This window comes from Roseobacter sp. S87 (assembly GCF_055693285.1).
On sequence record NZ_JBVFTR010000004.1, the window covers coordinates 1,012,332 to 1,035,284 of the forward strand.

Sequence of the window (22,953 nt, forward strand, 5' to 3'; positions counted from 1 at the left end):
CTCAGTCTTTGCCCGCGTCTTTGTGCGCTCCGGTCACATCCGCCCGCAGCTGAGCCAGACGCGCCACAAGCGGACGGATCTGCCCGGCCTGTTCCGGCGTCAGCGTCCGGACCCGTGACAGCGCAGTCAGCGCCGACGGCTCAGCGGTCATCGAACTTTCGGCTGGTGGTGCGGGAATGTCGATCCGGCGGGGCACCGGCACCGCTTCCGGTGCTGCGGCCTGTTCTGTTTCGGTCTGTGGTTCGGTTGTGGGCGCCTCAGCCTCCGCAGCGGCATCTTCGGTGATCGGAGGTTCGGCTTCCGCGGCCGTTTCTTCGGGCTCCGGCGCGGATACGCTGGCGGCAGGTTCGATTTCGCCCGGCGCTTGCGGCTGTGGCAGGTCATCAATTTCTGGGGCGGCTGTTTCTGTGTCGCCTGGGGATGCGGACGCTCCGTCGTCCCTGTTCAGTGGATGCCGCAGGAAACCAGGCAGCTCTGCGACCGGCTCATCCTCTTCGGGTATCTCTTCGGGGGCGGTTTCCACAGGTGCAAAATCGTCTTCGATGTCTGCAGTCTGCGACTCAACATCGGGTTCGCCTGACCCAGCAATTGGGGTCTCATCCGGCGGGGAGACCTCCGCCGGAGCTGCATCTGCAAGCTCGTCGTCAGCCGCAATGAGCGGGTCAGGTTCGCTGTCCTCTTCAATGGGCGTGTCCGTAGCCTCCAATTCGTCCGGAAGGGGCGACGAACCGGCATCCGTCAGAGGTTGTGCGTCAGCAGCAGGCTCGGCCAAAGTCTCCGGTGCCGTCTGCTGCGGTACCACCGGCGCTGTATCTTCTGCTGCCGCATCTGGCGGAACATCCGGTTCTTCCGCAGCCACTGTCACCTCGGGCTCGGGCGCGGTCAGTTCTTCTTCCGGCTCGGTGACCGGCTCGGCAGCGGGTTCGGCATCCGGGGCAGCGGCGAGCAGGTCCGACGCAGGTTGTACTTCACCTGTCTCTGCCGGTTCTGTACTGAAAGCGGGTATTTCAGCGGCGGGTTGCGGTGCCGCCTCATCTGCCACCTGGTCGTCAATCACGGCCGCTGTCAGGTCATCCAGCGGCTGCGACATCGCGGCCACATGCGCCACGCCGTTTTCGCGCAGCATTTTCTGCGCGCCCTTTATGGTCAGACCGTCCTCATGCAGCAGCTTTTTCAGGCCGCCCAGCAGTAACATATCGTTGGGCCGGTAATACCGCCTGCCGCCGGCGCGCTTGACCGGCTTTACCTGACTGAATTTGCTTTCCCAGAACCGCAGGACATGCGCCTGCACCCCCAGCCAGTCTGCGACCTCTGAGATCGTGCGGAAAGCATCAGGTGATTTTGGCATCAGCTCAGGACTTGTTCCCGTTTGCCACGCGATCCTTCATCAGGTGCGATGGACGGAATGTCAGTACGCGGCGCGGGTTGATCGGAACCTCTTCACCGGTTTTGGGGTTGCGGCCCACCCGGGCCGATTTGTCCCGCACAGAGAAAGTGCCGAAGGACGAAATTTTGACCTGCTCGCCGCGCACCAGCGCGTCAGACAGATGATCCAGCACGGATTCAACCAGTTGTGCGCTTTCGTTACGGGACAGTCCGACCTCGCGGAAAACGGCCTCACTCAGATCCATGCGTGTCAAAGTCTTTTCGGCCATGTTTTCCCCCTGAATTTTCAGCCACCATAGGGGAGGCGTATTTTCCGAGTCAATATCAACGGCTTGCGTGGCGGGGGATAAGCGGAAAATACCGCGCCTACCAGCGCAGAACGACTGCACCCCAGGCAAGACCACCGCCGATTGCCTCGGTCACGATCAGATCACCCTTGCTGATCTGCCCCCGGTCGCGCCCAACGGACAGCGCCAGCGGGATCGAAGCGGCAGAGGTGTTGCCGTGATCCTGGACGGTGACAACCACCTTATCCATGGGCAGCCCCAGCTTTTTGGCCGTGCCCTGGATGATCCGGATGTTCGCCTGATGCGGTACGATCCAGTCCACTTCAGCGGACTCGACGCCTGCGCGTGCCATTGCGGTCGTTGCTGTCGCTGCGAGTTTCTCTACGGCATGACGGAAGACCTGATTGCCCTGCATCCGCAGGTATCCGGTTGTGCCCGTCGAAACCCCGCCGTCCACATAGAGCAGGTCTTTGTGGCGGCCGTCGGAATTCAGGTCAGTCGCCAGGATGCCTCTGTCCTGCGGGGTGCCTGCGCTCTCCTGTGCTTCCAGCAAAAGGGCACCGGCGCCATCGCCAAAGAGCACGCATGTCGACCGGTCGGTCCAGTCCATGATGCGGCTGAAGGTTTCTGCACCGATCACCAGAACGCGGCCGGCTTGTCCCGACAGGATCAGCGCATTGGCGTTGCTGAGCGCATATACAAACCCCGCGCAGACCGCCTGAACATCGAATGCAAAACCGCCCGTCATACCCAGTTCAGCCTGAACCATGGTCGCGGCAGACGGGAAAGTCAGATCAGCGGTCGAGGTGGCGACAACAATTGCATCCACATCGGCGGCGGTCAGACCGGCGTCTTCGATGGCTGCGCTGCCAGCCCGTGCGGCCATGCCCGAGGTTGTTTCGCCCTCGGCCGCAAAGTGACGGCGCTCAATGCCGGAGCGCGCGCGGATCCATTCGTCCGTTGTGTCCAGCGTCTTTTCGAACTCGGTGTTCGGCACCACCCGTTCGGGCAGATAGTGGCCTACACCGGCAACAACAGCGCGGATCGTCATTTACGTATTCTCCTCTGCCGGCAGGGCCGCAACCCGCGCCGCCAGTTTGTCCGTGAACTGAATATGAGCCAGTTGTGCGGCAAGCTTGATCGCCGCAGATACACCGGTTGCATCGGCGGCGCCATGGGATTTGACCACCGTACCGTTAAGGCCCAGAAAAACACCGCCATTCACACGGCGCGGATCGATCTTTTTGCGCAGACGACCCAGAGATGTATAGGCGAGCAGCGAGGCCAGGCGCGACAGAGGCGAGTAACGGAATGCCTCCCGAAGGCGGTTTCCGACAAGGCTGGCTGTCCCTTCGCCGGTTTTGATCGCCACATTGCCGGTAAAGCCGTCGGTCACGATGACGTCGCAGATGTCGCCGGAAATGTCGCCGCCTTCCACAAATCCCGCAAAATCAAAACCGGCAGCTTCCTGCTGGTCCCGAATCAGCTCGAAGGCTTCTTTGAGCTCGGGGCGGCCTTTGTGTTCCTCGGTGCCGACATTCAGCAGACCGACCCGCGGGCGGGGCAGATCGAGGCCATTGCGCGCGTATGACATGCCCATCAGCGCATAGCGGAGCAGGTCATCCGCATCCGCGCGTACGTCAGCGCCCACATCGAGCAGCACATTGAACCCCTGCGGGTTGGACGAGGGGTAAAGCACGGCAATCGCGGGTCGTTTAACCCCGGGCAGGCGGCGCAGACGAATGGTCGAAAGCGCCATAAGCGCACCGGTATTGCCACAGGAAACGGCAACGGAGGCGGTACCTTCGCGGACCGTTTCGATGGCAGACCACATAGAGGTTTCGCTGCCATTGCGCACAATGTGGCTTGGTTTGTCGTCCATCGTGACAACGCCGGTGGCGTGCCGGACCTCACAGCGGCCATCCAGAACACGCCGCCGCCCCACCAGCGCGTTCAGCTCGTCTTTGGGGCCGTGCAGGATAAAACTGATGTCGGGGTTTTTGCGGGCTGACACGTCGCAGCCCGCCACAACAGCAGCGGGGCCCGCGTCCCCGCCCATTGCGTCAACGGAAATTATGATCCGTCCGGTCTTTGTCTCTGCCTGATCGGTCTGTGCCGTCATAGAGCGACCGCCTCCAAACCTGCTGCCCTTATTCTTAAGGGACAGGTTTAGGCCGCGTCGTCTTCCAGATCAATCTCTTCTGTCAGTGCCACGACTTCTTTGTCGTCATAGTGGCCACAGGCAGCACAGACGTGGTGGGGGCGTTTCAGCTCGCCACAGTTTGTGCATTCGTTCGGGTTTGCAGCGACCAGGGCGTCGTGCGCGCGACGGTTGTTGCGGCGCGACTTGGAAACTTTGTTCTGTTGAACAGCCATTGGCCTGTCCTTTTTGTCGTTCGGGGCCGGGCGCTCAAAAGGCTGCCGGACGGCCGGTTCTAGGAATCTGTCCCATTCGGGTGTGACGTGCGTTTAGGGCCTGTCCGGATGGAAGTCCAACCCTAATTCGCCGAGCGCCGCAAAATACTCGTATTCAGGTGCGGTGCAAGCAGGTTTTTATGAGAATTTCGGCCTTTTCGCGGGGGTTTTCGGTACATTCAGCATCATCGGACGCCTCAGCTGTCGTCCCCGCCGTCCTTCGGTGCCTCGCCGGCAAGTCTGTCCCGCAGGTCCGCAAGCCCCGCAAAGGGCCGGGCATCCTCATCCTTCATCGGCGCGACACCGGGGCCCGCATAAACCATTTCGCCGCTTTCAGCTCCCGGCGCCCGGGGATAAAGCGGCAGTTCCAGAGCCAGCGCCTCCAGCATGATGTCCCAGGGGTCGATATGCGTGCCCAGAGCGTCTGTTGTATCATCTTCGGGCATTTCGGCTTCGGGTTCATCCGGATCGGTGAAATCGCTGAGAAAAAGGCGGGTCACATCGGCGTCAATCCGCGTGGTCACAGGTTCCAGTGTGACACCGCAGGGCTGTATGACAGTGGCCCCAAGCCGGCCTGTCAGCCGCCAGTCTGCGCCGCCTTCGGCACGGATATCCCCCTGAAACGCCAGTTTGCGCAGTCCTGACAGGTCAAGCTCTGCCGCGATCGATCTGAGTGTCTCCGCATCAGGCCGGTACGCAAAGGGCGTGGCACTGTTCTGGGCAAGGTCCGCCACCCTCAGCGCGGTTGCGGATGGTGTGGTCTGCTTCATAGGGCGTTGCTTTCGTTTCTTGAACCGGGGCGTCCGCTTGGTATAAGCGGGATAAAAGTCATAATGCCCAAGGGCAAGAGGGTACACTCACATGCAGACAGGGTCCGCGTTCAGAATATTTGCGTCACGCGCGCTCAGGTTGGCCGGTGTCGCCGTGGTGTGCACAGCTCTCAGCGCCTGTTCGTCGCTCTACAGCAATCATGGCTATGTTCCGGCGCAGGAAGATCTGGATCAGATCGCAGTGGGTGTGGATACCCGTTCCAGTGTCGAGGAAACTCTGGGGGCCGCGGCGTCCTCTTCGGTGATCAATGACAACGCGATGTATTTTGTCCGCAGCCGTTTCCGCCAGACCGCATTCTTCGAGCCGGAAGTCGTAGACCGTGAAGTACTCGCCATCAGTTTTGATTCGAACGGCATTGTGGCCAATGTCGAACGCTTCGGACTGGAAGACGGAAATGTTGTCCCGCTTGCGCGGCGCGTTACCGACACAACGGTCGGCGACCGCAGCTTCCTGCAGCAGCTCTTTGGCAACATCGGCGGCTTTGGTCCTGTTGGGCTCTGACAGCCCGCACGCCGCATCCGCGTGATGCGCAAAGATCTTCCCCGGTCCGGCACTTCAGCGGACAAAACGGGCGCCCAAAAGACTGACGTCCGCAAGTTTGTCCTGCGCACAGGCCGGACTGACGGCGACATTCACGCGGCGCGGGCACTGCGGGCTGCGACCTTCGCATCCGGGAAGGAGCTGTCAGGTGACAGGTGGGACGCAACCGCATCGCATTTCCTTATTGAGGACAGCCATGACGGGACACTGGTCTGCTGTTTCCGGATGCAGGATTTCCGGGCCTGTGATGCCGAAGAAAGCTACTCGGCAGGGTTTTATGACCTTGCCAGATTACAAACCTTTGGCGGGACGCTGACAGAGGTCGGCCGTTTCTGCGTGGCGCCGGGGCGGCGCGATCCGGACATCCTGCGGCTGGCCTGGTCTGCCATTGCCGCGCATGCCGGCCGTCAGGGCACCAGGCTACTCTTTGGCTGCTCGTCCTTCAGGGGCACGGACCCGATGGTTTTCGGGGACGCTCTCGCCCTGCTCAGAGAGCGCCATATTGCGCCCGGGTCGTGGTTGCCGGGGGTCAGAGCGCCCGATGTATTCCGGTTCTCCGGACTCGGCGATCACGCGCCGGACCCGGTGCAGGCACTGCGCAGTATGCCACCACTGTTGCGCAGTTACCTGAGACTGGGCGCGCGTGTCAGCGATCATGCGGTGATCGACCCGCAGATGAATACAACGCATGTTTTCACCGGCCTCGACATCAGCGTCGTGCCTGCTTCCCGCAGACGCCTGCTGGAGACCTCAATTTCCGCAAGCGGCCATTGACCCGAACCGCAGAGCCGCGTAGCCCGCCTGCATGGCACGTGTACCCCTTTTACAGCTGAACGGTATCTCGCTGACTTTTGGCGGTGATCCGGTTTTTGATGATCTGAGCCTGGTGGCCCAGCCCGGTGACCGCGTGGCGCTGGTGGGGCGCAACGGATCCGGTAAATCTACACTGATGAAGGTTATGGCAGGCCTCGTTGAGCCGGACCGCGGGGAGGTCGTGGCGGGTCCTGGTGTGTCTGTTGGGTATATGGAACAGGACCCGGATCTGTCGGGCTTCACCACGCTCGGCGATTTTGCGGCGGATGGTCTGGATCCGTCCGAGATGTACCGGATCGAACGCGCGGGCGAGGGGCTGAAATTCGATCCTGCGCGGCCTGTCGCGACGGCCAGCGGCGGCGAGCGCAGGCGTGCGGCGCTGGCCCGTCTGATGGCCGGCGCACCGGACCTTATGCTGCTGGACGAACCGACCAACCACCTTGATATCGAAGCCATCGGCTGGCTGGAGCGCGAGTTGCAGCAGTCCCGCCAGGGATATGTCATCATCAGCCACGACCGGGCGTTCCTGCGCGCGCTGACCCGGGCGACGCTGTGGATCGACCGTGGCGCGGTACGTCGTCAGGAAAAAGGGTTTGAGGCCTTTGAGGCCTGGCGCGATACGATCTGGGAAGAAGAAGACACCCAGCGCCACAAGCTGAACCGCAAGATCAAGGCTGAAGCCCGCTGGGCGGTCGAGGGGATATCAGCGCGGCGCAAACGGAACATGGGCCGGGTGCGGGCGCTGCAGGATCTGCGGGCCGAACGCGCGGCACAGATCCGGCGTCAGGGAACAGCCGCCATGGCGCTGGACGCCGGACCGAAATCCGGCCGCAAGGTGATCGAGGCCGACTCTATTTCCAAGGCCTTCGGCGACAGAACCATTCTGAAACCCTTCTCCCTGACCGTGCAGCGCGGGGACCGCATCGCCTTTGTCGGACCCAACGGGGTGGGCAAAACCACGCTGCTGAACATGTTGATCGGACGGGAGGCGCCGGACACCGGATCGGTGAAGCTGGGCACAAATCTGGAACTTGCGCTGTTCGACCAGGCGCGGGCGCAGCTGGACGGTGACATGAGCCTCTGGGACAGCCTGACCGGCGATCCGGACATGCGGGTGTCGGGCAAGGCAGATCAGGTGATGGTCCGGGGAGCGCCAAAACACGTCGTGGGCTATCTCAAGGAGTTTCTTTTTGATGAGGCGCAGGCCAGAGCGCCGGTGCGGGCCCTGTCAGGCGGCGAGAAAGCGCGGCTGCTGCTGGCAAAACTGATGGCCCGGCCCAGCAATCTGCTGGTGCTGGACGAGCCGACAAATGATCTTGATGTGGAAACCCTCGATCTGCTGCAGGAACTTCTGGGGACCTACGACGGGACGGTTCTGCTGGTCAGTCACGACCGGGATTTTCTGGATCGCGTAGCCGCGACGACCATCGCGATGGAGGGCGATGGCCGGGCAACGGTCTATGCCGGTGGCTGGAGCGATTATATCAGCCAGCGCGGCCCCGGGGCGCGACAGGACGTGGCTGCAGCGCAACCGAAGACCCGAAAGGATCCGGCGGGCACAAAGCAGGCCGCCAAACCACAGGGGCTGAGTTTCACTGAAAAGCACCGCCTTGAGGCCCTGCCGGCAGAGATCGAACGCCTTGAAGCGGAGATCGGCAAACTGACAGAGCTTCTGGCGGATCCGGATCTCTATGCATCCAACCCGGTGAAGTTCGGCAAAGCCACCGAGGCCTTGGTTGAGAGACAGGAAAAGCTGGCAGCCGCTGAAGACGAATGGCTGACCCTCGAAGAAAAAGCGTCAGACGCAGGGGCGTGACCCGGCGCACAGCGAACCGGTGCGCCGGGTGACAGTTGTCAGGCCGTCTGACGGCGTTTGCGCCAGGCAGGCAACACCAGTCCGCCCAGAGCAATCAGCAACCCGGAGAACGCAGGTGGCAAAGGCACGGCAGCGATCGTCGGGGGCAGGATTTCGGGGTCGTCGACCGGGATATCATCGGGTGTGTCGCCGGGCGTTTCCCCATTGGTTTCCTGCAGAAGGGTGCTCCTGCGCAGTGTCGCGGCAACGTCTGCGGAAATTGACGGCAGGAAGTCCGGATTGCTGAGCAGCGACAGGTTGATCACCGGATCCATCAGAGCGCCCATCCCGTCGTCTGTGTGATCAGCGCCAAGGATATGCCCGAGTTCATGCGCGGCAACCACGCTCTGCAGCATCTCAGAGGTGCCTTCCGCACTGACGATGCCAAAGGGCAGAGTGGGGGCATCCACGTACGCTGCGCCCACGGTGTTGCCGGTCAGTCGCGGGCCAAAGCCCAGAACGGTTGTGCGCGGTGGACTGTCAGGGGCGGCTGTGGCAGCAAACTCTGTCAGCAGACGGAACGGACTGGTACGACCTGCGCCGTCACTGAGAGCGGCGAGATCGAGCGTGACCGGATCGGGTGACGGCAGAAAGTTCAGGGTGATGTCCGCCTGATCGAAGATCCTGTTCATATAGCTCTGTTCGATGTCGGGCTCAAAGCACCCTGTTGGTCCGCTGTCGCAGATGCCGACGGTCAGGACATCGAGTTGCAGCACCGCAGCGGAAAGGGGTGCGGCCTGAAGCAGACACACCACAAGAGCGTATCGGGCAAGTTTTCTGGGGGCAGAGGGTAACATATGCATACTCCGGTAGTCAGGTGTTTCCGGGATCAGGCGGCATGCCGGATCCACTACCAGAGATTGAATTTGAGGGTTGTACACAGCGCAATAATGAGCGGAAATCCCCGCCGGATCGGGCGCTGGCGCGCCTGGTCGTGGCAGAAATGCGCCGGCCCCTACGCGGGGTCAGCGCATCCTGAGGGCGCCGTCTATCCGGATGACTTCGCCGTTGAGATACCCCGCCGTCACGATAAAGGCCGCGAGATCCGCATATTCGGCAGGATCGCCGAGGCGGGCCGGGCAGGGGACGTCGGCGGCGAGCTGGTCCTGAACTTCCTGAGGAAGACCTGCAAGCATGGGAGTGCGGAAAATACCGGGCGCGATGGTCATCACGCGGATACCGGAGCGGGATAGATCGCGTGCCATGGGCAGGCACATACCGACAATGCCTCCCTTGGAAGCGGCGTAGGCCGTCTGACCTTTCTGCCCGTCGTAGGCCGCGATGGAGGCTGTGTTGATAATTACGCCCCGGGCCCCGTGCGCGCCCGGTTCGTTGTGTTGCATGGCGTCGGCCGCAAGGCGCGCCACGTTGAAGGAACCGACAAGATTGATGTCTATTGTCCGCTGAAAGAGACCGAGGGGATGAGGGCCATCCCGACCGATGGTTTTCGCCGCATCTGCGATGCCGGCACAGTTCACCGCCGCTGTGATACCGCCCATTTTATCGCATGCCAGTGACACTGCGGCTGCAACCGACGCTTCGTCCGTCACATCGGTCCGGGCAAAATGACCGCCGATCTCGGTTGCGACGGCGTGCCCCCGTTCGCTGTCGCGGTCCAGCAGCGTAACCTGTGCGCCGCGTGCTGCAAACCCTCTTGCTGTTGCCTTTCCCAGTCCCGAAGCGCCGCCGGTGATGATCGCTGATGTTCCCGCCAGTTCCATGGTGTGCTGTCCCTTTGTCCGCCTGCACCACACAAAGCATGGGGTCAGTTGGCTGTCCAGAGACCCTGCATCAGGCGTTTGTCCAGCCGCGCCACACGCCCCAGCAATGGTGTCACCGGTGGCCACCAGGCCCATGTGCCACCCAGCCTGTGCGGCACTGCGCCGGTCCCCAGTTTGAACCGCGCAAGACCGGGTGCGTCCTCGGTGTTGATGATCCCCAGGTCCAGGGTTTCTGCTCCGGTGCGCCGCAGCCATATCATGGCAGACCACAACAGAAGGGTCTGCGCAGACATCTGACGGCCCCGGACGGTTGTGTGACCAATGTGATAGGTGCCGCCCGTGCCATGACGCAGGACCAGCAGGCCGGCCACGACCTCTTTGCCAGCGAAAGCCGTGAACAGTTTCGCCCCGCTTCGGTTGGCCCGTGTCCATGCGATGGTCAGCGCAGGGGGCCAGTTGCGGTAGCCGCGTCGACGCTGTTGCGCCGTTTCCGCATGCAGAAGCCAGTGGCGCGGATCATCGGGCATATTCTGGCGCGTCACACGCAGATTCTGTCCCTGTGCATGTCTGAGCCTGTTGCGCCATTTCTGGTGCAGACCCGCCATCAGCAGATCATCAGAGCCCGCAAGGTCAAGCCGCGCGACCGTTGCAGGGCTGACCAGCGGCACAGCACCAGCAACGGCGAGGTCGACCGGATGGTCAGGCGAGACAATAACCGGCCCGCGCGTACGGGCGGACGAAAGATGGCGCCAGAGGGTCTCAGGATCATGCACCTGCGCCCGGGACAGCAGCGTGACAGGCAGGCCACGCCAGCGGCGGTGCAGGGCAAGCGTGCCATCATGCAGCCGCCGGGGGGCCTGGCCAAGCAGTTCAAGTGCGCCAGCGAACTCGGTGCTTTGCTGTAGTGCGGCGGGGGTGTTTCCGGGGCAGCGTCAAACATGCCCGCATTAACGCAGTGGAAACCTAAAACGTGGTTAATCAGCGGATGAAAAATGCAGTATCCGTACAGGGCGTCCATGCGCCCGCGACCCGTGTGACGCGCACAGCCGCCTTTATCGTGGCGGCTGCGCTCTCAGTACCGGTATTCGTTATCCTGTCACTGGTCGACTGGCTCTGGCTTTAGTCGAGCTGCACCAGCGCATGGCGCTTTTTGCCCGCGCTCAGCTTCACAGGCTTGGCGCGCAGACGCCGCATGCTCAGCAGTGGACGGTCCGGCATGACCGGTTCATCGTCGATACGGGCACCATTTTCAGCGATCAGGCGCTTTGCTTCCTTGCCCGATTTGCAAAGACCTGCCTTGACCAGCAGTCCGGCCACAGGGATTTCCGTGGGCTCCGCATCGTCGGGCTGTCCCGGGGCGGGCACGAGAAACAGATCGTCCTGTGAGATCGTCAGGCGGGGCAGGTCGTCTCCGACGCCGCCTTTCTCGAACACTTCGCGCGCGGTTGCTTCGGCCGCTGCCGCCGCTTCTGCGCCATGCAGGAGTGTGGTGACCTCATTGGCCAGCCGTATCTTGGCCTCGTTGATCTCGGACCCTTCCAGCGCGCCAAGACGGTCGCACTCGCCGGTCTCAAGCTCTGTGTAAAGCTTCAGGAACCGCCCCACGTCCGCATCGTTCGTATTGCGCCAGAACTGCCAGAACTCATACGGGCTGAGCATGTCACCGTTGAGCCAGATGGCACCGGCCTGCGATTTGCCCATTTTCTTACCGTCTGATGTCGTCAGCAAAGGCGACGTGAGACCGTATACCTCACCGTCAATGACCCGCCGCGTCAGGTCGATGCCGTTGACGATATTGCCCCACTGATCCGAGCCACCCATCTGCAGAACGCAGCCATAACGGCGGTGCAGTTCCATGAAGTCGTAAGCCTGCAGGATCATGTAGTTGAATTCGAGAAAGGACAGCGACTGTTCGCGGTCGAGCCGTGACTTCACGCTCTCAAACGACAGCATTCGGTTGATCGAGAAATGCCGGCCGATGTCACGCAGGAAGTCGAGATAGTTCAGATCATCAAGCCATTCCGCGTTGTTGATCATCAAAGCGCCGGTGTCGCTGTCATCATAATTGAGGTAAGCCGAGAACACCTTTTTGATGCCCGCGATATTAGCATCGATATCCGCAGGGCTCAGCAGCGGGCGTTCGTCCGCGCGGAACGACGGGTCGCCCACCTTGGTGGTGCCGCCGCCCATCAGAGTGATCGGTTTGTGGCCTGTTTTCTGCAGCCAGCGCAGCATCATGATCTGAATGAGCGATCCCACATGCAGCGATTTCGCCGTGGCATCAAAGCCGATATAGGCCGGCTTCACCCCGGAACAGAGCGCATCATCCAGTCCCTGATAGTCTGTGCAATCGGCCAGAAAGCCGCGCTCGATCATTACAGCGACAAAATCCGATTTGGGGTGCCAGGTCATGTGTCTTGCTCTTTCACGGTGAATGCGGTCACTCTATAGGCGGTGCAAAGACAAAGGAAAAGGCTTTGAGCAGGGCCATCCCGAAAACCGGAATCGTCACAGCGCTGGGCGCGATGAGCGGCACGTCTCTTGACGGGGTAGATGCGGCTGTTCTGCGCACGGACGGGCGTGACATAGAGAGCTTTGGCGCAAGCGCTTACCGGGCCTATTCCGCGCAGGAACGACAGGTTCTGGCGGAGGCCCTGGGTCAGTGGGAGGGCCCATCCGTTGTCGCGGCGCAGCGGGTGGTCGAACAGGCGCATCTTGAGGCGCTGCGCGGATTTGAGGACATCGATCTGGTCGGGTTTCATGGTCAGACCTTGGCGCATGCCCCGCGGACCAAAGGCACATTGCAGGTTGGCGATGGCGGCTGGCTGGCGGATGCGCTGGGCTGTCCTGTTGTCTGGGACTTCCGCACTGCCGATGTCGAACTGGGCGGGGAGGGCGCGCCGCTCGCGCCTTTTTTCCATTTCGCCTGTGCAAAGTACATCGGGGCGCAGGGGCCGCTGGCCTTCCTCAATCTGGGCGGTGTCGGGAACCTGACCTACGTGGATCCGGCCGCCGCAGCACCGGAAGCCAATGGCGCACTGCTGGCTTTTGACACGGGGCCGGCGAATGCGCCGGTCAACGATCTGCTTCAGGCCCGTCTCGGCCTGGCCTTTGACAAAGACGGTGAAATCGCGCGGCAGGGCAGGGTCGAAAAGGGTGCTCTGGAGTTGTTTCTGGCGGAGAAATTCTTTGCACGCATGCCGCCCAAATCTCTGGACCGAAACGATTTTGCGGAGATGATAGCCCTTGTGCGGGAGCTCAGCGATGCGGATGCCGCCGCCACGCTGACCGCCATGTGTGCGGCCGGCGTGGCCGAAGGGGTCAGGCATTGCCCGCAGGCCCCGGGGCGCGTTCTGGTCACAGGGGGTGGTCGCCACAATCCGGTGCTGATGGAGATGCTCGCGGTGTCGCTGGACTGTCCTGTGCAGCCGGTCGAGGACGTCGGCCTCGACGGGGACATGCTGGAGGCGCAGGCCTTTGCCTATCTCGCGGTGCGCGTCGCGCGGGGTCTGCCGACATCCTGTCCGGGGACAACGGGCGTGCGCGCTGCTGTCAGTGGCGGCATCCTGAGCCGGCCCTCCGTCCATCAGGCGACCGGATGACGTCAGGCCCGGGGGATGTCAAATCCAGGTGCTGCAAGCGCGAAACCGTCAAATGAAAATCCGGGCGACACAGTACAGCTGACCAGCGTGTAGTCCCCTGTCGTATGTGCGGCCTGCCAGTGGTTTTCCGGCACGATGATCTGGGGCAACGCAGTGTTCAGGTCCGGGCCGAGCATGTGATCCTGTGCCGGTCCCTCATCAGTTGCGCTCATCGACAGGACCAGTGGCGCGCCCGCGTGCCAGAGCCAGATCTCCGTTGCGTCCACGCGGTGCCAGTGACTGCTTTCCCCCGCCGCCAGAAGAAAGAAAATACAGGTGCCCGTGGGGCGGCCTTCGTTTTCGGCGATCCAGGTCTGGCGGTAATGGCCGCCTTCGGGATGCGGCTGCAGATTAAGGCGTCTGATGATGTCTTGTGCTGTCATACCGGCACTGTACTCTTCTGCGGGTGCAGGTCGAGAGGGACAGGGTATGAAAGTGATCGTCGTGGGGGCAGGGATACTGGGTGCCGTCACTGCCTGGCACCTCGCAACGGCAGGCGCAGACGTCACCGTGATCGACGCAGGCCAGCCGGCTCATGGCGCGTCCGGCGCATCATTCGGATGGATCAACGCCAGTTTTTATGCGGATGAAGATCATTTCCACCTGCGCGCAGCCTCCATCGAAGCGCACCACCGGCTTGCAGAGGTCCTCGGCAGTGGCGCGGTACAGTGGCAGGGCTGTCTGTGCTGGGAAGAGCAGGGTGCCGCCTTTGACGCACAACGCGATGCGCTGAAGGCGCTGGGTTACTCTGTGAGCGAGGTGGATGCGGATGCGTTCCGGGCGCTGGAACCATCTGTCGCTCCGCCCTCCCGGGCGTTGCTTTTTGAGGATGAAGGTGCAGTCGACCTCGTGATGCTGGCGCAGGATGCGTTGCGGGCTGCCTGCGCCCTGGGTGCCCGCGTGATCACGGGGCTTCAGGTCAGTGGGCTGCAGCAACGCAGCGGGCGCGTGAGCGGTGTTGCCTGGGCTGGCGGTGTGATCGAGGCGGACAGGGTTGTGCTGGCGACGGGGACCGCGACATCAGAGCTGTTGCGCTCGGTGGACGTTCCGCTGCCGATGCTGGACCGGCCGGGCCTCATCATGCGCACGGCGCCACTGCCGCCGTTGCTCAGCCACATTCTTGTCAGCCCGGGCCAGGAACTGCGGCAACTGCCCGATGGTCGGCTGCTGGCACCGACGGCCGCTTCGCACCAGGGGGATGACACCCCGGAAGTGGTGGAAAGCCCGGCCGCCCTGGCAGAACTTGCTGCAGCGCGTGTCAGTGGGCTCATCGGTCAGCGGGTAGACTGGCGGGAGGTGACGCTTGCCTGGCGTCCGGTGCCGCAGGACGGGTTGCCGGTAATCGGTGCCTGTGGCCCGGACGGGCTCTATGTGACCACAATGCATTCGGGCGCAACCCTGGCGCCTCTGGTCGGTGAACTGGCCGCAGCGGAGGTGATGGGGCAGGTGCCGGGCAACGCGGATGCCGCCTTGCTGGCACCTTACCGACCGGAGCGTTTCAGAGTGTGATTTCGTAGAATACGAGGAATTTCTCGTAACCCGGCGGCAGTTCCGAATACGGCCCGCGTGCCTGAAAGCCCAGCTTTTCATAGAGTTTCTGCGCGTGCACGAACTGGCGCGAGGTATCCAGCAGGATCCGCTGGTAGCCATCCGCGCGCGCCTTATCGATCAGCGCGCGGGACAGGGTCAGACCCGCACCCGTCCCCCGTGCTGCATCGCGCACGTAGACGCGCTTGATCTCTGCATCGCCTTCGCCGATCCGGTGATACATGCCGCATCCGACCGGAACACCGTCCAACTCTGCCAGCAATATAATGCCCTGGGGCCGCGCATGTTTGTCTGCAAGCACGTCCATCAGGGCCGCGTATGTCTCTTTCTGATAGGTGAAAGAGACCGCTTCACGGACCTCGTCGCTGAAGTTCAGCAGATAATCACGGTATTCCCAGCACAGCGCCCGAACCGCGTCGAGATCGGCAGATTCAGAGACCTGCCGGACAGTCAGGCCCGCCATCAGCGCAGGATCGAACGGCCCGCGTATTCCGCAGTCTCGCCAAGTGCTTCCTCAATGCGGATCAGCTGGTTGTATTTAGCCAGCCGGTCGGAGCGCGCCAGTGAGCCCGTTTTGATCTGACCGCAGTTGGTGGCAACGGCCAGGTCCGCAATGGTCGCGTCTTCGGTTTCGCCGGAACGGTGGGACATCACATTGGTAAAGCCCGCGCGGTGCGCCATGTCGACCGCTTTGAGCGTTTCTGTCAGGCTGCCGATCTGGTTGACCTTTACAAGCATCGAGTTGGCCGAGCCGCGCTCAATGCCCATGGACAGGCGGGCAGGGTTGGTCACAAAAAGATCGTCGCCGACCAGCTGCACACGGTCACCCAGAGCATCCGTGAGGGCCTTCCAGCCGTCCCAGTCGTCCTCTGACATGCCGTCTTCGATGGAAATGATCGGGTAGTCGTTGACCAGTGCTGTCAGGTAATCGACGTTTTCTGCAGAGGACAGAGATTTGCCTTCGCCCGCCAGTTCGTATTTGCCGTCTTTGTAATACTCGGTCGCGGCGCAATCCATCGCAAGATAGATGTCATCGCCCGGTTTGTATCCGGCCTTTTCGATGGATTTCAGAATGAAATCAAGCGCGTCACGGGTGGAGTTGATGTTCGGCGCAAATCCACCCTCATCCCCGATGCCCGTGGACAGGCCAGCCGCTGAAAGCTCTTTTTTCAGCGTGTGGAAGACCTCGGAGCCCATGCGGACGGCCTCGCGGATATTTTCCGCAGCCACCGGCATGATCATGAATTCCTGGATGTCGATCGGGTTGTCCGCGTGTTCGCCACCGTTGATGATGTTCATCATTGGTACCGGCAGAACGCGCGCCGAGGTGCCCCCTACATAGCGGTACAGCGGCTGGGTGCAGTAGTCTGCTGCAGCTTTTGCGGCTGCCATGGAAACACCCAGGATCGCGTTGGCGCCAAGCCGGCCCTTGTTATCTGTGCCGTCCAGCTCGATCATTGTGGTGTCGATGTCGACCTGTTCGGTGGCGTCGATGCCCACCAGGGCTTCGGCGATTTCGCCGTTTACAGCCGCACAGGCCTCCAGCACACCCTTGCCCATGTAGCGCGATTTGTCGCCGTCACGCTTTTCCACGGCTTCATAAGCGCCTGTGGACGCACCCGACGGGACCGCCGCGCGGCCCATTGTGCCATCTTCGAGGATCACATCCACCTCAACGGTGGGGTTGCCCCGGCTGTCGAGGATTTCGCGGGCGTGGATGTCGATGATCGTGCTCATGGTGTTCTCCCACTGGAATTCGGTTGTGCGCGTGATACCGGCATGCGTGCGCAATGGAAAGGGTCAGGCGCTGTTAGCGCGAACATTTCTTTCCCGCCACAGGGTATAGAGCCCGGAAGCGACAATGATCGCGGCGCCGGCGAGCGTCAGCGTATCCGGATTTTCGCCGAAAACACCGACGCCGATCACAAGGGCAAAGAGGATGCGGGAATACCGGAAGGGCGTGACAAAACTGACCTCGCCGATCCGCATGGCCGCAATGATCGTGTAGTAGGCCACGATGCCAATCAGCAGCGCACAGATAAACCAGGCCCAGTCGGTTGCAGAAAGTGCGGCGACCGGCGCGCCGCCGATCAGCAGCATGATCGCGGCAGCAGGGATCAGCACGAGAAAACCCAGAAAACTCAGCTGCAGTGTTGAGGTCTGTGGCGGCACTTTTCGTGTAACCAGATCGCGGATTGCAAGGCCCAGTACGCCCTGCAGCGCAAAGAGCGACAGCCAGCTGAACCCTTCGGTGCCAGGCCGGATGATCAGGAGCACGCCGAAGAAACCAACGAGGATCGCAGACCACCGCCGCCAGCCCACGGTCTCTTTGAGAAAGACTGCCGCGCCCAGCGTGACCACCAGAGGTGTGGCCTGAAGAATGGCCGAAGCCGACGACAGGGGCGTCAGGACAATGGCTGTCACAAACCCCAGTGTGCCGATCAGCTCGCCGATGGCTCGTATGGCGATCACCGGTGTCATCATGCTGCGGTCGAAAAGCGCTTCACCGCGCCGGATCAGGATCACACCGATCAGCAGCGCGCTGCCCAGTCCCAGCATGCCCACGATCTGACCGATGGGCAGCGAGACCGCGAGAAACTTGATCAGCATATCCTCGAGGGCGAAACCGGCCATTGCCAGCACCATCAGGGCTGCGCCGCGCAGATTATCCATGTGGGTGTTATCCTGTAAAACGCGTGTACCGGCGTTTCAGAATGTCAGGCCCGGGTCAATAGCCCGGACAGGTATCCGTGCCCCGGCAGAACCGGGACACGGGGGGCTGAGCCTGTCAGAGATTGCCTTTCGACATCTCGCTTGCCAGGTGATCGGCCTGGCGGATGGCCAGGGCAACGATGGTCAGTGTCGGGTTCTCGGCAGCACCGGTCGTGAACTGTGAGCCATCCGAGATGAACAGGTTCGGGATGTCATGCGTCTGACCCCATCTGTTTACCACGCCGTCGCGCGCATTCTCGGACATACGGTTGGTGCCGAGGTTATGCGTGGACGGGTAGGGCGGTGTCGGGAACGTCCGGGTGGCGCCCACAGCCTCATAGACCGCCTGACCCTGCTGGTAGGCATGGTTGCGCATGGCGATGTCATTGGGGTGATCATCGAAATGCACGTTCGCCACCGGCAGGCCGTACTGGTCCTTGAGGTCGTGGTTCAGCGTCACACGGTTGGTTTCCTGGGGCATATCCTCGCCCACGATCCACATGCCGGCCATGTTTTCATAGCTGTCGAGCGCAGAGGTGAACTCGCGGCCCCAGGCCCCCGGATCAAGGAAGGCAGCCATAAACGGCAGACCAAGCGCCAGTGTTTCCAGCTCGTAACCGCCCACAAAACCACGGCTCGGGTCATGGCGGGACTCATCCTGGATGATCCCGGCCATGGTGGTGCCGCGCCACATCTTCACCGGCTGGTCGAAGACCGCGTAAACCGATCCTGTCATGTGCCGCATGTAATTGCGCCCGACCTGGCCAGAGGAATTCGCCAGACCGTCCGGGAACATCGAAGAGGCCGAGTTCAGCAGCAGGCGCGGGCTCTCAAATGAGTTGCCGGCCAGTGCCACGACGCGTGCTTTCTGCATCTGCAGATTGCCGTCAGCATCATAGTATTCGACACCTGTGACCTTGCCCGTGTCATCGTGCAGAATGCGCGCGACATGAGACTGCGGGCGCACCTCAAGGTTACCCGTTGCTTCGCCCTGCGGGATGTCGACATAGCCTGCCGACCATTTGGCGCCCCATTTGCAGCCCTGGAAACAGAACCCGGTCTGCTGGCACATCTGACGGTCGCGGTTCTCGTCGGAATTGATCGCCATGCGGCCCGTGTGGACCTGCTCGTACCCCAGCGCTTTTGCGCCTTTTTCAAACACTTTGTAGTTGTTATTGCCGGGCAGGCCGGGCCGGTCGCCGGTGCGGGTCACGCCCAGCTTGTCCTCGGCTTTCGTGTACCAGGGGTCCATTTCCGCCGCGTCGATGGGCCAGTCCTGAAGCGATGCACCCTGTACGTTGCCGTATGTTGTGGCCGCCTTCCATTCGTGGTCCTGGAAGCGCAGGCTGGCGCCCGCCCAGTGCTGTGTAGTGCCGCCTACGGACTTCACAATCCAGGCGGGCAGGCCGGAAAAGTCGCGTGATACGCGCCAGTCACCGGATGTGGAGCGCGGGTCGAGCCAGGCCAGCTGTCCGAAGCTGTCCCATTCATCGTTGATGAAATCCTCGGGCAGATGCCGTCCTCCGGCCTCGAGTGCAACAACACTCACGCCTTTCTGGGCCAGTTCATTTGCCAGCACGCCGCCGCCTGCGCCCGTGCCGATGACAACAACAACGCTGTCGTCTGTGAGATCAAATGGTGCCGTCATGGTGCCAGTCTCCCCTTAAAGCCAGTTGATGTCGTCGAAACCGCGGTCGATGTAGCCGCCGAATTCGAATGAGGAGCCTTCGTAGCCAAAGATCGGCCAGACGGCTTTCTGGTTATAGAGCCCGGTCACCAGGCCACCGCGGATCTGCTGAAAGAATGCGCTGTCCTCCATGGCGCGCAGCAGGTCCACCCTGTCGCGCTCCCAGCCCATACCCAGATATCCTGCGTGACCCTTTCCGCGGGCGGCGGCGTCAAGTCCTGCGATGCCGACCTCAATCCCTTCGGCGGCCTCTGCGGTGTCATAGCCTTTCACGGCAACCACATAGTATTCGTCACCGACCTGATCGTGCGGGTAGATATCCCGTGCCATCTGAACCAGCGCGGCAAAGGTTTCGGGCCGCAGATGCTCTGTCGTTGCCGCCCAGGCGGCGTTGGGTGCCGCGATAAAGCCGCTGCCGACGACGAATGAGGCACCGGCTGCGGTCGCGCGCGACAACAGCTGGCGCCGGGTAAGCCCCTTCGGGCTGTCTGGTTGTGTCATTGTCATTTCCTCCCTTGAAAATTCACTGAAAGCGCCCGCTGCGTTCGAGCACTTCGATCTGGTAGCCGTCCGGATCGGCCACAAAGAAAAAGCGCCCGACGAGTTTTCCGTCCGGCGCAAATGTCACGAGTTTGCGGGGCTCCAGCCCTTCAGCCTCAAAGCGCGCGTGTTCGGCGTCCAGATCCGCAACCGAGACCGCAAGATGGCCATATCCATCGCCCAGGTCGTAGGGGTCTTTGCGGTCTTTGTTGACCGTCAGCTCCAGCTCGAAACCGCTTTCTTCGTTGCTGAGATAGACCAGCGTGAAATCGGTGAAATCCAGCCGGTCCGCGATCTTCAGACCAAAGGCCTTTTCATAGAACGCAACCGACCGGGCCTCATCGAGAACCCGGATCATGGAATGAATGTTTTTGGCCAAGGCGCCTCTCCTCTGTGAAGGTTCACAGATCAGAGTAGGCGCATTTCAATGATGGCTGGTAGTATGGGAGTACTACCCAGGGGCGCACAGACCGGTCTAAAGGGTCAGCTTACTCGGCGGCGATCGGAAGATCTTCGGCGCCGGGGCTCAGTTCCATGAACTTCAGGCAGGCGCAACGCAGCAGAGATGTGAAGTTCTCCGGCTCTCCGCGCAGTTCAAGAACTTCGGCATGCAGTGTGGAAACAAAGGCAGGCGCCGTGGTTCCCTCATTTTCGGCAATGGTATCAATGACCTGCCAGAAAGCATTTTCCAGTCTGATGCTCGTGCTCTGGCCGTTCAGACGCAGCCTTCTGGTCGTCGAAGCGTAACGTTCCGGATCCTGTCCGGCAAATACCTGGCACATAGTTTTCCTCCCTGGGCTGCGCTTTTGGGCAAGCGCATGTTGTTTTCAGCGGCCCATGAAAAAAGCGTATACGACTTGCCAGATCCTGTCTACGCGGGCAGGGGTCAGGATTTTCTGAGCGGGACTCCGTAGAGCTCCAGCCGGTGACCGCGCAGTTCATACCCGAGCTTGCGCGCGATCTTTTCCTGCAGTGCCTCAATCTCGGCATCAACAAATTCGATGACTTCGCCTGAGTTCATGTCGATCAGATGGTCGTGGTGGTCCCGTTCTGCGTCCTCGTACCGCGCGCGCCCGTCTCCGAACTCCAGCTTGTCGAGAATGCCGGCTTCTTCGAACAGCTTTACCGTCCGGTACACCGTTGCGATGGAAATCGCGTCATCGACGGCTGAGGCGCGTGCATACAGCTCCTCGACATCCGGATGATCGTCACTGTCCTCAAGAACCTGTGCCACGACGCGCCGCTGACCGGTCATCCGCAGCCCGCGGGTTTCACAGCGTTTGATGATAGAGTTGCCCATAGACCTTCCTGCCCGAACGGACCTCTTTTTAGCGGTCTTTGCTAGGCTGTGCCACCCGGTATCGGGGCGCGCTGTTGACTTGTGGATAAAAAACCCCCATGTGCTGCTCAAGCGATACCTTCTGCCGCGTGAGCAGTCCGGATGCCCGGGTCAGACGACCTGAAGTGAGCACCCGTTTGAAAGGCCCGCCGTTGTTCCCAAAATCACGCGTGGGGCCAGACGCGACGGACAGGTTCCGGCACGATGCCGGCACCTGCGATCCGGTTTTGCGTGTCCCGACGTACGTGCCCTCAGAATGGGGCGCGACCGAGAATTTGTGAGGCCTGCCTCTGTGCAGGCCGGAAAGACGATATGAGTGACTTTGATATGATGGATCTGCCGCCTGCGCTTGTGGCCCGTCTGAAAAAAATGGGTCTCAAGGACCCGACCCCGATCCAGAAACAGGCTATTCCGCATGCGCTGAACGGGCGCGACGTGATGGGGCTGGCACAAACCGGCACCGGGAAAACCGCAGCCTTCGGTGTGCCGCTGATTGCACGGATGCTGGAGATCGGCAAACGCCCGGCACCGCGTTCGGTACATGGGCTGATCCTGGCACCGACCCGTGAGCTGGCAACCCAGATCAGCGTGAACCTGCGCGGTTTCGCCGAAAACACACCGATCAAGGTGGCGATGGTTGTGGGGGGGCAGTCGATCAATAATCAGATCAAACGCCTCGAACGGGGGGTCGATCTGCTGGTCGCGACGCCCGGGCGTCTTCTGGACCTGATGGACCGGCGCGCGGTGCGTCTGGATGCGGCTGATTTCCTCGTGCTGGATGAGGCGGATCAGATGCTCGACATGGGCTTTATTCACGATCTGCGCAAAATCGCGGCCGTCATCCCGGCCGAGCGGCAGACGATGCTTTTTTCGGCCACTATGCCGAAGCTGATGAACGAGATTGCGAACAGCTACCTGAACCGTCCGGTACGGGTTGAGGTGTCGCCTCCGGGTAAGGCCGCGGACAAGGTCACACAGGAGGTTCATTTCATCGCGAAGGCGGAAAAGGCGAACCTGCTGATCGAACTGCTGGCAAAACACCAGGGCGAGCGTGCACTGGTTTTCGGCCGCACGAAACACGGCTCCGAAAAGCTGATGAAGACGCTGGTCAAGGCTGGCTTTGACGCCGCATCCATCCACGGCAATAAATCGCAGGGCCAGCGCGACCGCGCGATTGCAGCCTTCAAGTCCGGTGAGATCACCGTGCTGGTGGCCACGGATGTCGCCGCGCGCGGGCTCGATATCCCGGATGTAAAGCACGTCTATAATTTCGATCTGCCCAACGTGCCTGACAACTACGTGCACCGTATCGGTCGCACGGCACGGGCGGGCAAAGACGGGGCAGCCGTCGCGTTCTGCGCACCTGATGAGATGGGCGAACTGAAGGCCATTCAGAAGACCATGGGGATCACGATCCCGGTGGGGTCCGGACGCCCGTGGGAAGCCGTTGATATCCCTGAAGGCACCAAGCCCAAAGGTGGCCGTGGGCGGCGTCGGGGCGGTGGGCGGCCGCAATCGGGCGGAGGTCGTCCCGGAGGCGATCAGCCGCAGGGTAAAAACCCGGTGGCGGTCGCCGCAGACGCCGTGGCGGCAACCGTGGTGGCGGTGGTCAGCGCGCAGCGTAACCGGCAATTGACA

The 22,953-nt window shown here is 61.7% G+C and carries 25 protein-coding genes and 1 pseudogene; 7 read left to right on the top strand and 19 right to left on the bottom strand.

Annotated features, from left to right (window positions below; genetic code table 11):
- Position 1: 1 nt before the first annotated feature.
- The 6 genes from ACZ1HA_RS05850 to ACZ1HA_RS05875 form a co-directional block, all read right to left on the bottom strand.
- Complete coding sequence (locus tag ACZ1HA_RS05850) at positions 2 to 1,348, bottom strand: MerR family transcriptional regulator (protein ID WP_472713215.1); 1,347 nt, start codon at positions 1,346 to 1,348, stop codon at positions 2 to 4.
- 4 nt (positions 1,349 to 1,352) lie between these two features.
- Positions 1,353 to 1,655 carry an integration host factor subunit alpha gene (ihfA, locus tag ACZ1HA_RS05855; RefSeq protein ID WP_375227950.1) on the bottom strand — a complete coding sequence of 101 codons (303 nt, stop codon included), beginning with the start codon at positions 1,653 to 1,655 and terminating at the stop codon, positions 1,353 to 1,355.
- Between the two features lie 97 nt (positions 1,656 to 1,752).
- Positions 1,753 to 2,724 (bottom strand): beta-ketoacyl-ACP synthase III, encoded by a 972-nt coding sequence (locus ACZ1HA_RS05860; RefSeq protein WP_472713216.1) that lies wholly within the window; start codon positions 2,722 to 2,724, stop codon positions 1,753 to 1,755.
- Positions 2,725 to 3,795, bottom strand: coding sequence for a phosphate acyltransferase PlsX (gene plsX, locus ACZ1HA_RS05865; RefSeq protein WP_472713217.1), 1,071 nt, complete (start codon positions 3,793 to 3,795; stop codon positions 2,725 to 2,727).
- Positions 3,796 to 3,842: 47 nt separating this feature from the next.
- Positions 3,843 to 4,049: a 50S ribosomal protein L32 gene (rpmF, locus tag ACZ1HA_RS05870; protein ID WP_159979744.1), complete on the bottom strand. Its 207-nt coding sequence runs from the start codon at positions 4,047 to 4,049 to the stop codon at positions 3,843 to 3,845.
- A gap of 236 nt (positions 4,050 to 4,285) precedes the next feature.
- A complete protein-coding gene (locus tag ACZ1HA_RS05875) occupies positions 4,286 to 4,858 on the bottom strand; it encodes a YceD family protein (RefSeq protein ID WP_472713218.1) in 573 nt (190 codons plus the stop codon).
- Positions 4,859 to 4,949: 91 nt separating this feature from the next.
- Between ACZ1HA_RS05875 and ACZ1HA_RS05880 the strand changes: the two genes are divergently transcribed.
- Genes ACZ1HA_RS05880 through ACZ1HA_RS05890 form a run of 3 tightly spaced genes read left to right on the top strand, consistent with a single transcriptional unit; the run spans position 4,950 to position 8,088 of the window.
- Positions 4,950 to 5,420, top strand: a complete 471-nt coding sequence (locus ACZ1HA_RS05880; RefSeq protein WP_472713219.1) for an outer membrane protein assembly factor BamE — start codon at positions 4,950 to 4,952, stop codon at positions 5,418 to 5,420.
- A 24-nt stretch (positions 5,421 to 5,444) separates the two neighbouring features.
- A complete protein-coding gene (locus tag ACZ1HA_RS05885) occupies positions 5,445 to 6,233 on the top strand; it encodes a GNAT family N-acetyltransferase (protein WP_472713220.1) in 789 nt (262 codons plus the stop codon).
- Between the two features lie 31 nt (positions 6,234 to 6,264).
- The gene (locus ACZ1HA_RS05890) at positions 6,265 to 8,088 is read left to right on the top strand and encodes an ABC-F family ATP-binding cassette domain-containing protein (RefSeq protein WP_472713221.1); all 1,824 of its coding nucleotides are present in this window, start codon (positions 6,265 to 6,267) and stop codon (positions 8,086 to 8,088) included.
- Between the two features lie 38 nt (positions 8,089 to 8,126).
- On the opposite strand, the gene ACZ1HA_RS05895 is transcribed toward ACZ1HA_RS05890, so the two are convergent.
- The 3 genes from ACZ1HA_RS05895 to ACZ1HA_RS05905 all read right to left on the bottom strand — a co-directional run bounded on the left by ACZ1HA_RS05895 (position 8,127) and on the right by ACZ1HA_RS05905 (position 10,621).
- On the bottom strand, positions 8,127 to 8,924 hold the full coding sequence (locus ACZ1HA_RS05895) for a hypothetical protein (RefSeq protein WP_472713222.1): 798 nt from the start codon (positions 8,922 to 8,924) through the stop codon (positions 8,127 to 8,129).
- Positions 8,925 to 9,092: 168 nt separating this feature from the next.
- The gene (locus tag ACZ1HA_RS05900; RefSeq protein WP_472713223.1) at positions 9,093 to 9,848 is read right to left on the bottom strand and encodes an SDR family NAD(P)-dependent oxidoreductase; all 756 of its coding nucleotides are present in this window, start codon (positions 9,846 to 9,848) and stop codon (positions 9,093 to 9,095) included.
- Positions 9,849 to 9,892: 44 nt separating this feature from the next.
- A complete protein-coding gene (locus ACZ1HA_RS05905) occupies positions 9,893 to 10,621 on the bottom strand; it encodes a GNAT family N-acetyltransferase (RefSeq protein WP_472713224.1) in 729 nt (242 codons plus the stop codon).
- Positions 10,622 to 10,833: 212 nt separating this feature from the next.
- Here ACZ1HA_RS05905 and ACZ1HA_RS05910 point away from each other — a divergent pair, with 212 nt between their 5' ends.
- Positions 10,834 to 10,971: a hypothetical protein gene (locus ACZ1HA_RS05910; protein WP_472713225.1), complete on the top strand. Its 138-nt coding sequence runs from the start codon at positions 10,834 to 10,836 to the stop codon at positions 10,969 to 10,971.
- Here the strand turns inward: ACZ1HA_RS05910 and tyrS are convergent.
- Complete coding sequence (tyrS, locus tag ACZ1HA_RS05915; protein WP_472713226.1) at positions 10,968 to 12,260, bottom strand: tyrosine--tRNA ligase; 1,293 nt, start codon at positions 12,258 to 12,260, stop codon at positions 10,968 to 10,970. The genes ACZ1HA_RS05910 and tyrS overlap by 4 nt on opposite strands.
- Before the next feature lie 65 nt (positions 12,261 to 12,325).
- Here tyrS and ACZ1HA_RS05920 point away from each other — a divergent pair, with 65 nt between their 5' ends.
- Positions 12,326 to 13,450, top strand: coding sequence for an anhydro-N-acetylmuramic acid kinase (locus tag ACZ1HA_RS05920; RefSeq protein ID WP_472713227.1), 1,125 nt, complete (start codon positions 12,326 to 12,328; stop codon positions 13,448 to 13,450).
- 2 nt (positions 13,451 to 13,452) lie between these two features.
- Here ACZ1HA_RS05920 and ACZ1HA_RS05925 read toward each other — a convergent pair whose 3' ends face one another.
- Positions 13,453 to 13,872, bottom strand: coding sequence for a cupin domain-containing protein (locus ACZ1HA_RS05925; RefSeq protein WP_472713228.1), 420 nt, complete (start codon positions 13,870 to 13,872; stop codon positions 13,453 to 13,455).
- Positions 13,873 to 13,918: 46 nt separating this feature from the next.
- Here ACZ1HA_RS05925 and ACZ1HA_RS05930 point away from each other — a divergent pair, with 46 nt between their 5' ends.
- Positions 13,919 to 14,998, top strand: a complete 1,080-nt coding sequence (locus ACZ1HA_RS05930; RefSeq protein WP_472713229.1) for an NAD(P)/FAD-dependent oxidoreductase — start codon at positions 13,919 to 13,921, stop codon at positions 14,996 to 14,998.
- Here the strand turns inward: ACZ1HA_RS05930 and ACZ1HA_RS05935 are convergent.
- The 8 genes from ACZ1HA_RS05935 to ACZ1HA_RS05970 all read right to left on the bottom strand — a co-directional run bounded on the left by ACZ1HA_RS05935 (position 14,988) and on the right by ACZ1HA_RS05970 (position 21,276).
- Positions 14,988 to 15,500 (bottom strand): GNAT family N-acetyltransferase, encoded by a 513-nt coding sequence (locus ACZ1HA_RS05935; protein ID WP_472713230.1) that lies wholly within the window; start codon positions 15,498 to 15,500, stop codon positions 14,988 to 14,990. The two genes, ACZ1HA_RS05930 and ACZ1HA_RS05935, sit on opposite strands and share 11 nt — an antisense overlap.
- Positions 15,500 to 16,774: a phosphopyruvate hydratase gene (gene eno / locus ACZ1HA_RS05940; RefSeq protein WP_375227936.1), complete on the bottom strand. Its 1,275-nt coding sequence runs from the start codon at positions 16,772 to 16,774 to the stop codon at positions 15,500 to 15,502. The genes ACZ1HA_RS05935 and eno overlap by 1 nt, the downstream gene beginning before the upstream one ends.
- Positions 16,775 to 16,837: 63 nt before the next feature.
- A complete protein-coding gene (locus ACZ1HA_RS05945; RefSeq protein ID WP_375227935.1) occupies positions 16,838 to 17,710 on the bottom strand; it encodes a DMT family transporter in 873 nt (290 codons plus the stop codon).
- 115 nt (positions 17,711 to 17,825) lie between these two features.
- On the bottom strand, positions 17,826 to 19,397 hold the full coding sequence (locus ACZ1HA_RS05950; protein WP_472713231.1) for a GMC family oxidoreductase: 1,572 nt from the start codon (positions 19,395 to 19,397) through the stop codon (positions 17,826 to 17,828).
- Between the two features lie 15 nt (positions 19,398 to 19,412).
- Positions 19,413 to 19,937 carry a twin-arginine translocation signal domain-containing protein gene (locus tag ACZ1HA_RS05955; RefSeq protein ID WP_436399426.1) on the bottom strand — a complete coding sequence of 175 codons (525 nt, stop codon included), beginning with the start codon at positions 19,935 to 19,937 and terminating at the stop codon, positions 19,413 to 19,415.
- A 22-nt stretch (positions 19,938 to 19,959) separates the two neighbouring features.
- Positions 19,960 to 20,355 carry a VOC family protein gene (locus ACZ1HA_RS05960; protein ID WP_472713232.1) on the bottom strand — a complete coding sequence of 132 codons (396 nt, stop codon included), beginning with the start codon at positions 20,353 to 20,355 and terminating at the stop codon, positions 19,960 to 19,962.
- 109 nt (positions 20,356 to 20,464) lie between these two features.
- Complete coding sequence (locus ACZ1HA_RS05965) at positions 20,465 to 20,758, bottom strand: ribbon-helix-helix domain-containing protein (RefSeq protein WP_375227932.1); 294 nt, start codon at positions 20,756 to 20,758, stop codon at positions 20,465 to 20,467.
- A gap of 104 nt (positions 20,759 to 20,862) precedes the next feature.
- The gene (locus ACZ1HA_RS05970; protein ID WP_472713233.1) at positions 20,863 to 21,276 is read right to left on the bottom strand and encodes a Fur family transcriptional regulator; all 414 of its coding nucleotides are present in this window, start codon (positions 21,274 to 21,276) and stop codon (positions 20,863 to 20,865) included.
- Positions 21,277 to 21,627: 351 nt separating this feature from the next.
- Here ACZ1HA_RS05970 and ACZ1HA_RS05975 point away from each other — a divergent pair.
- Positions 21,628 to 22,940, top strand: a pseudogene (locus ACZ1HA_RS05975) (DEAD/DEAH box helicase).
- Positions 22,941 to 22,953: the final 13 nt, after the last annotated feature.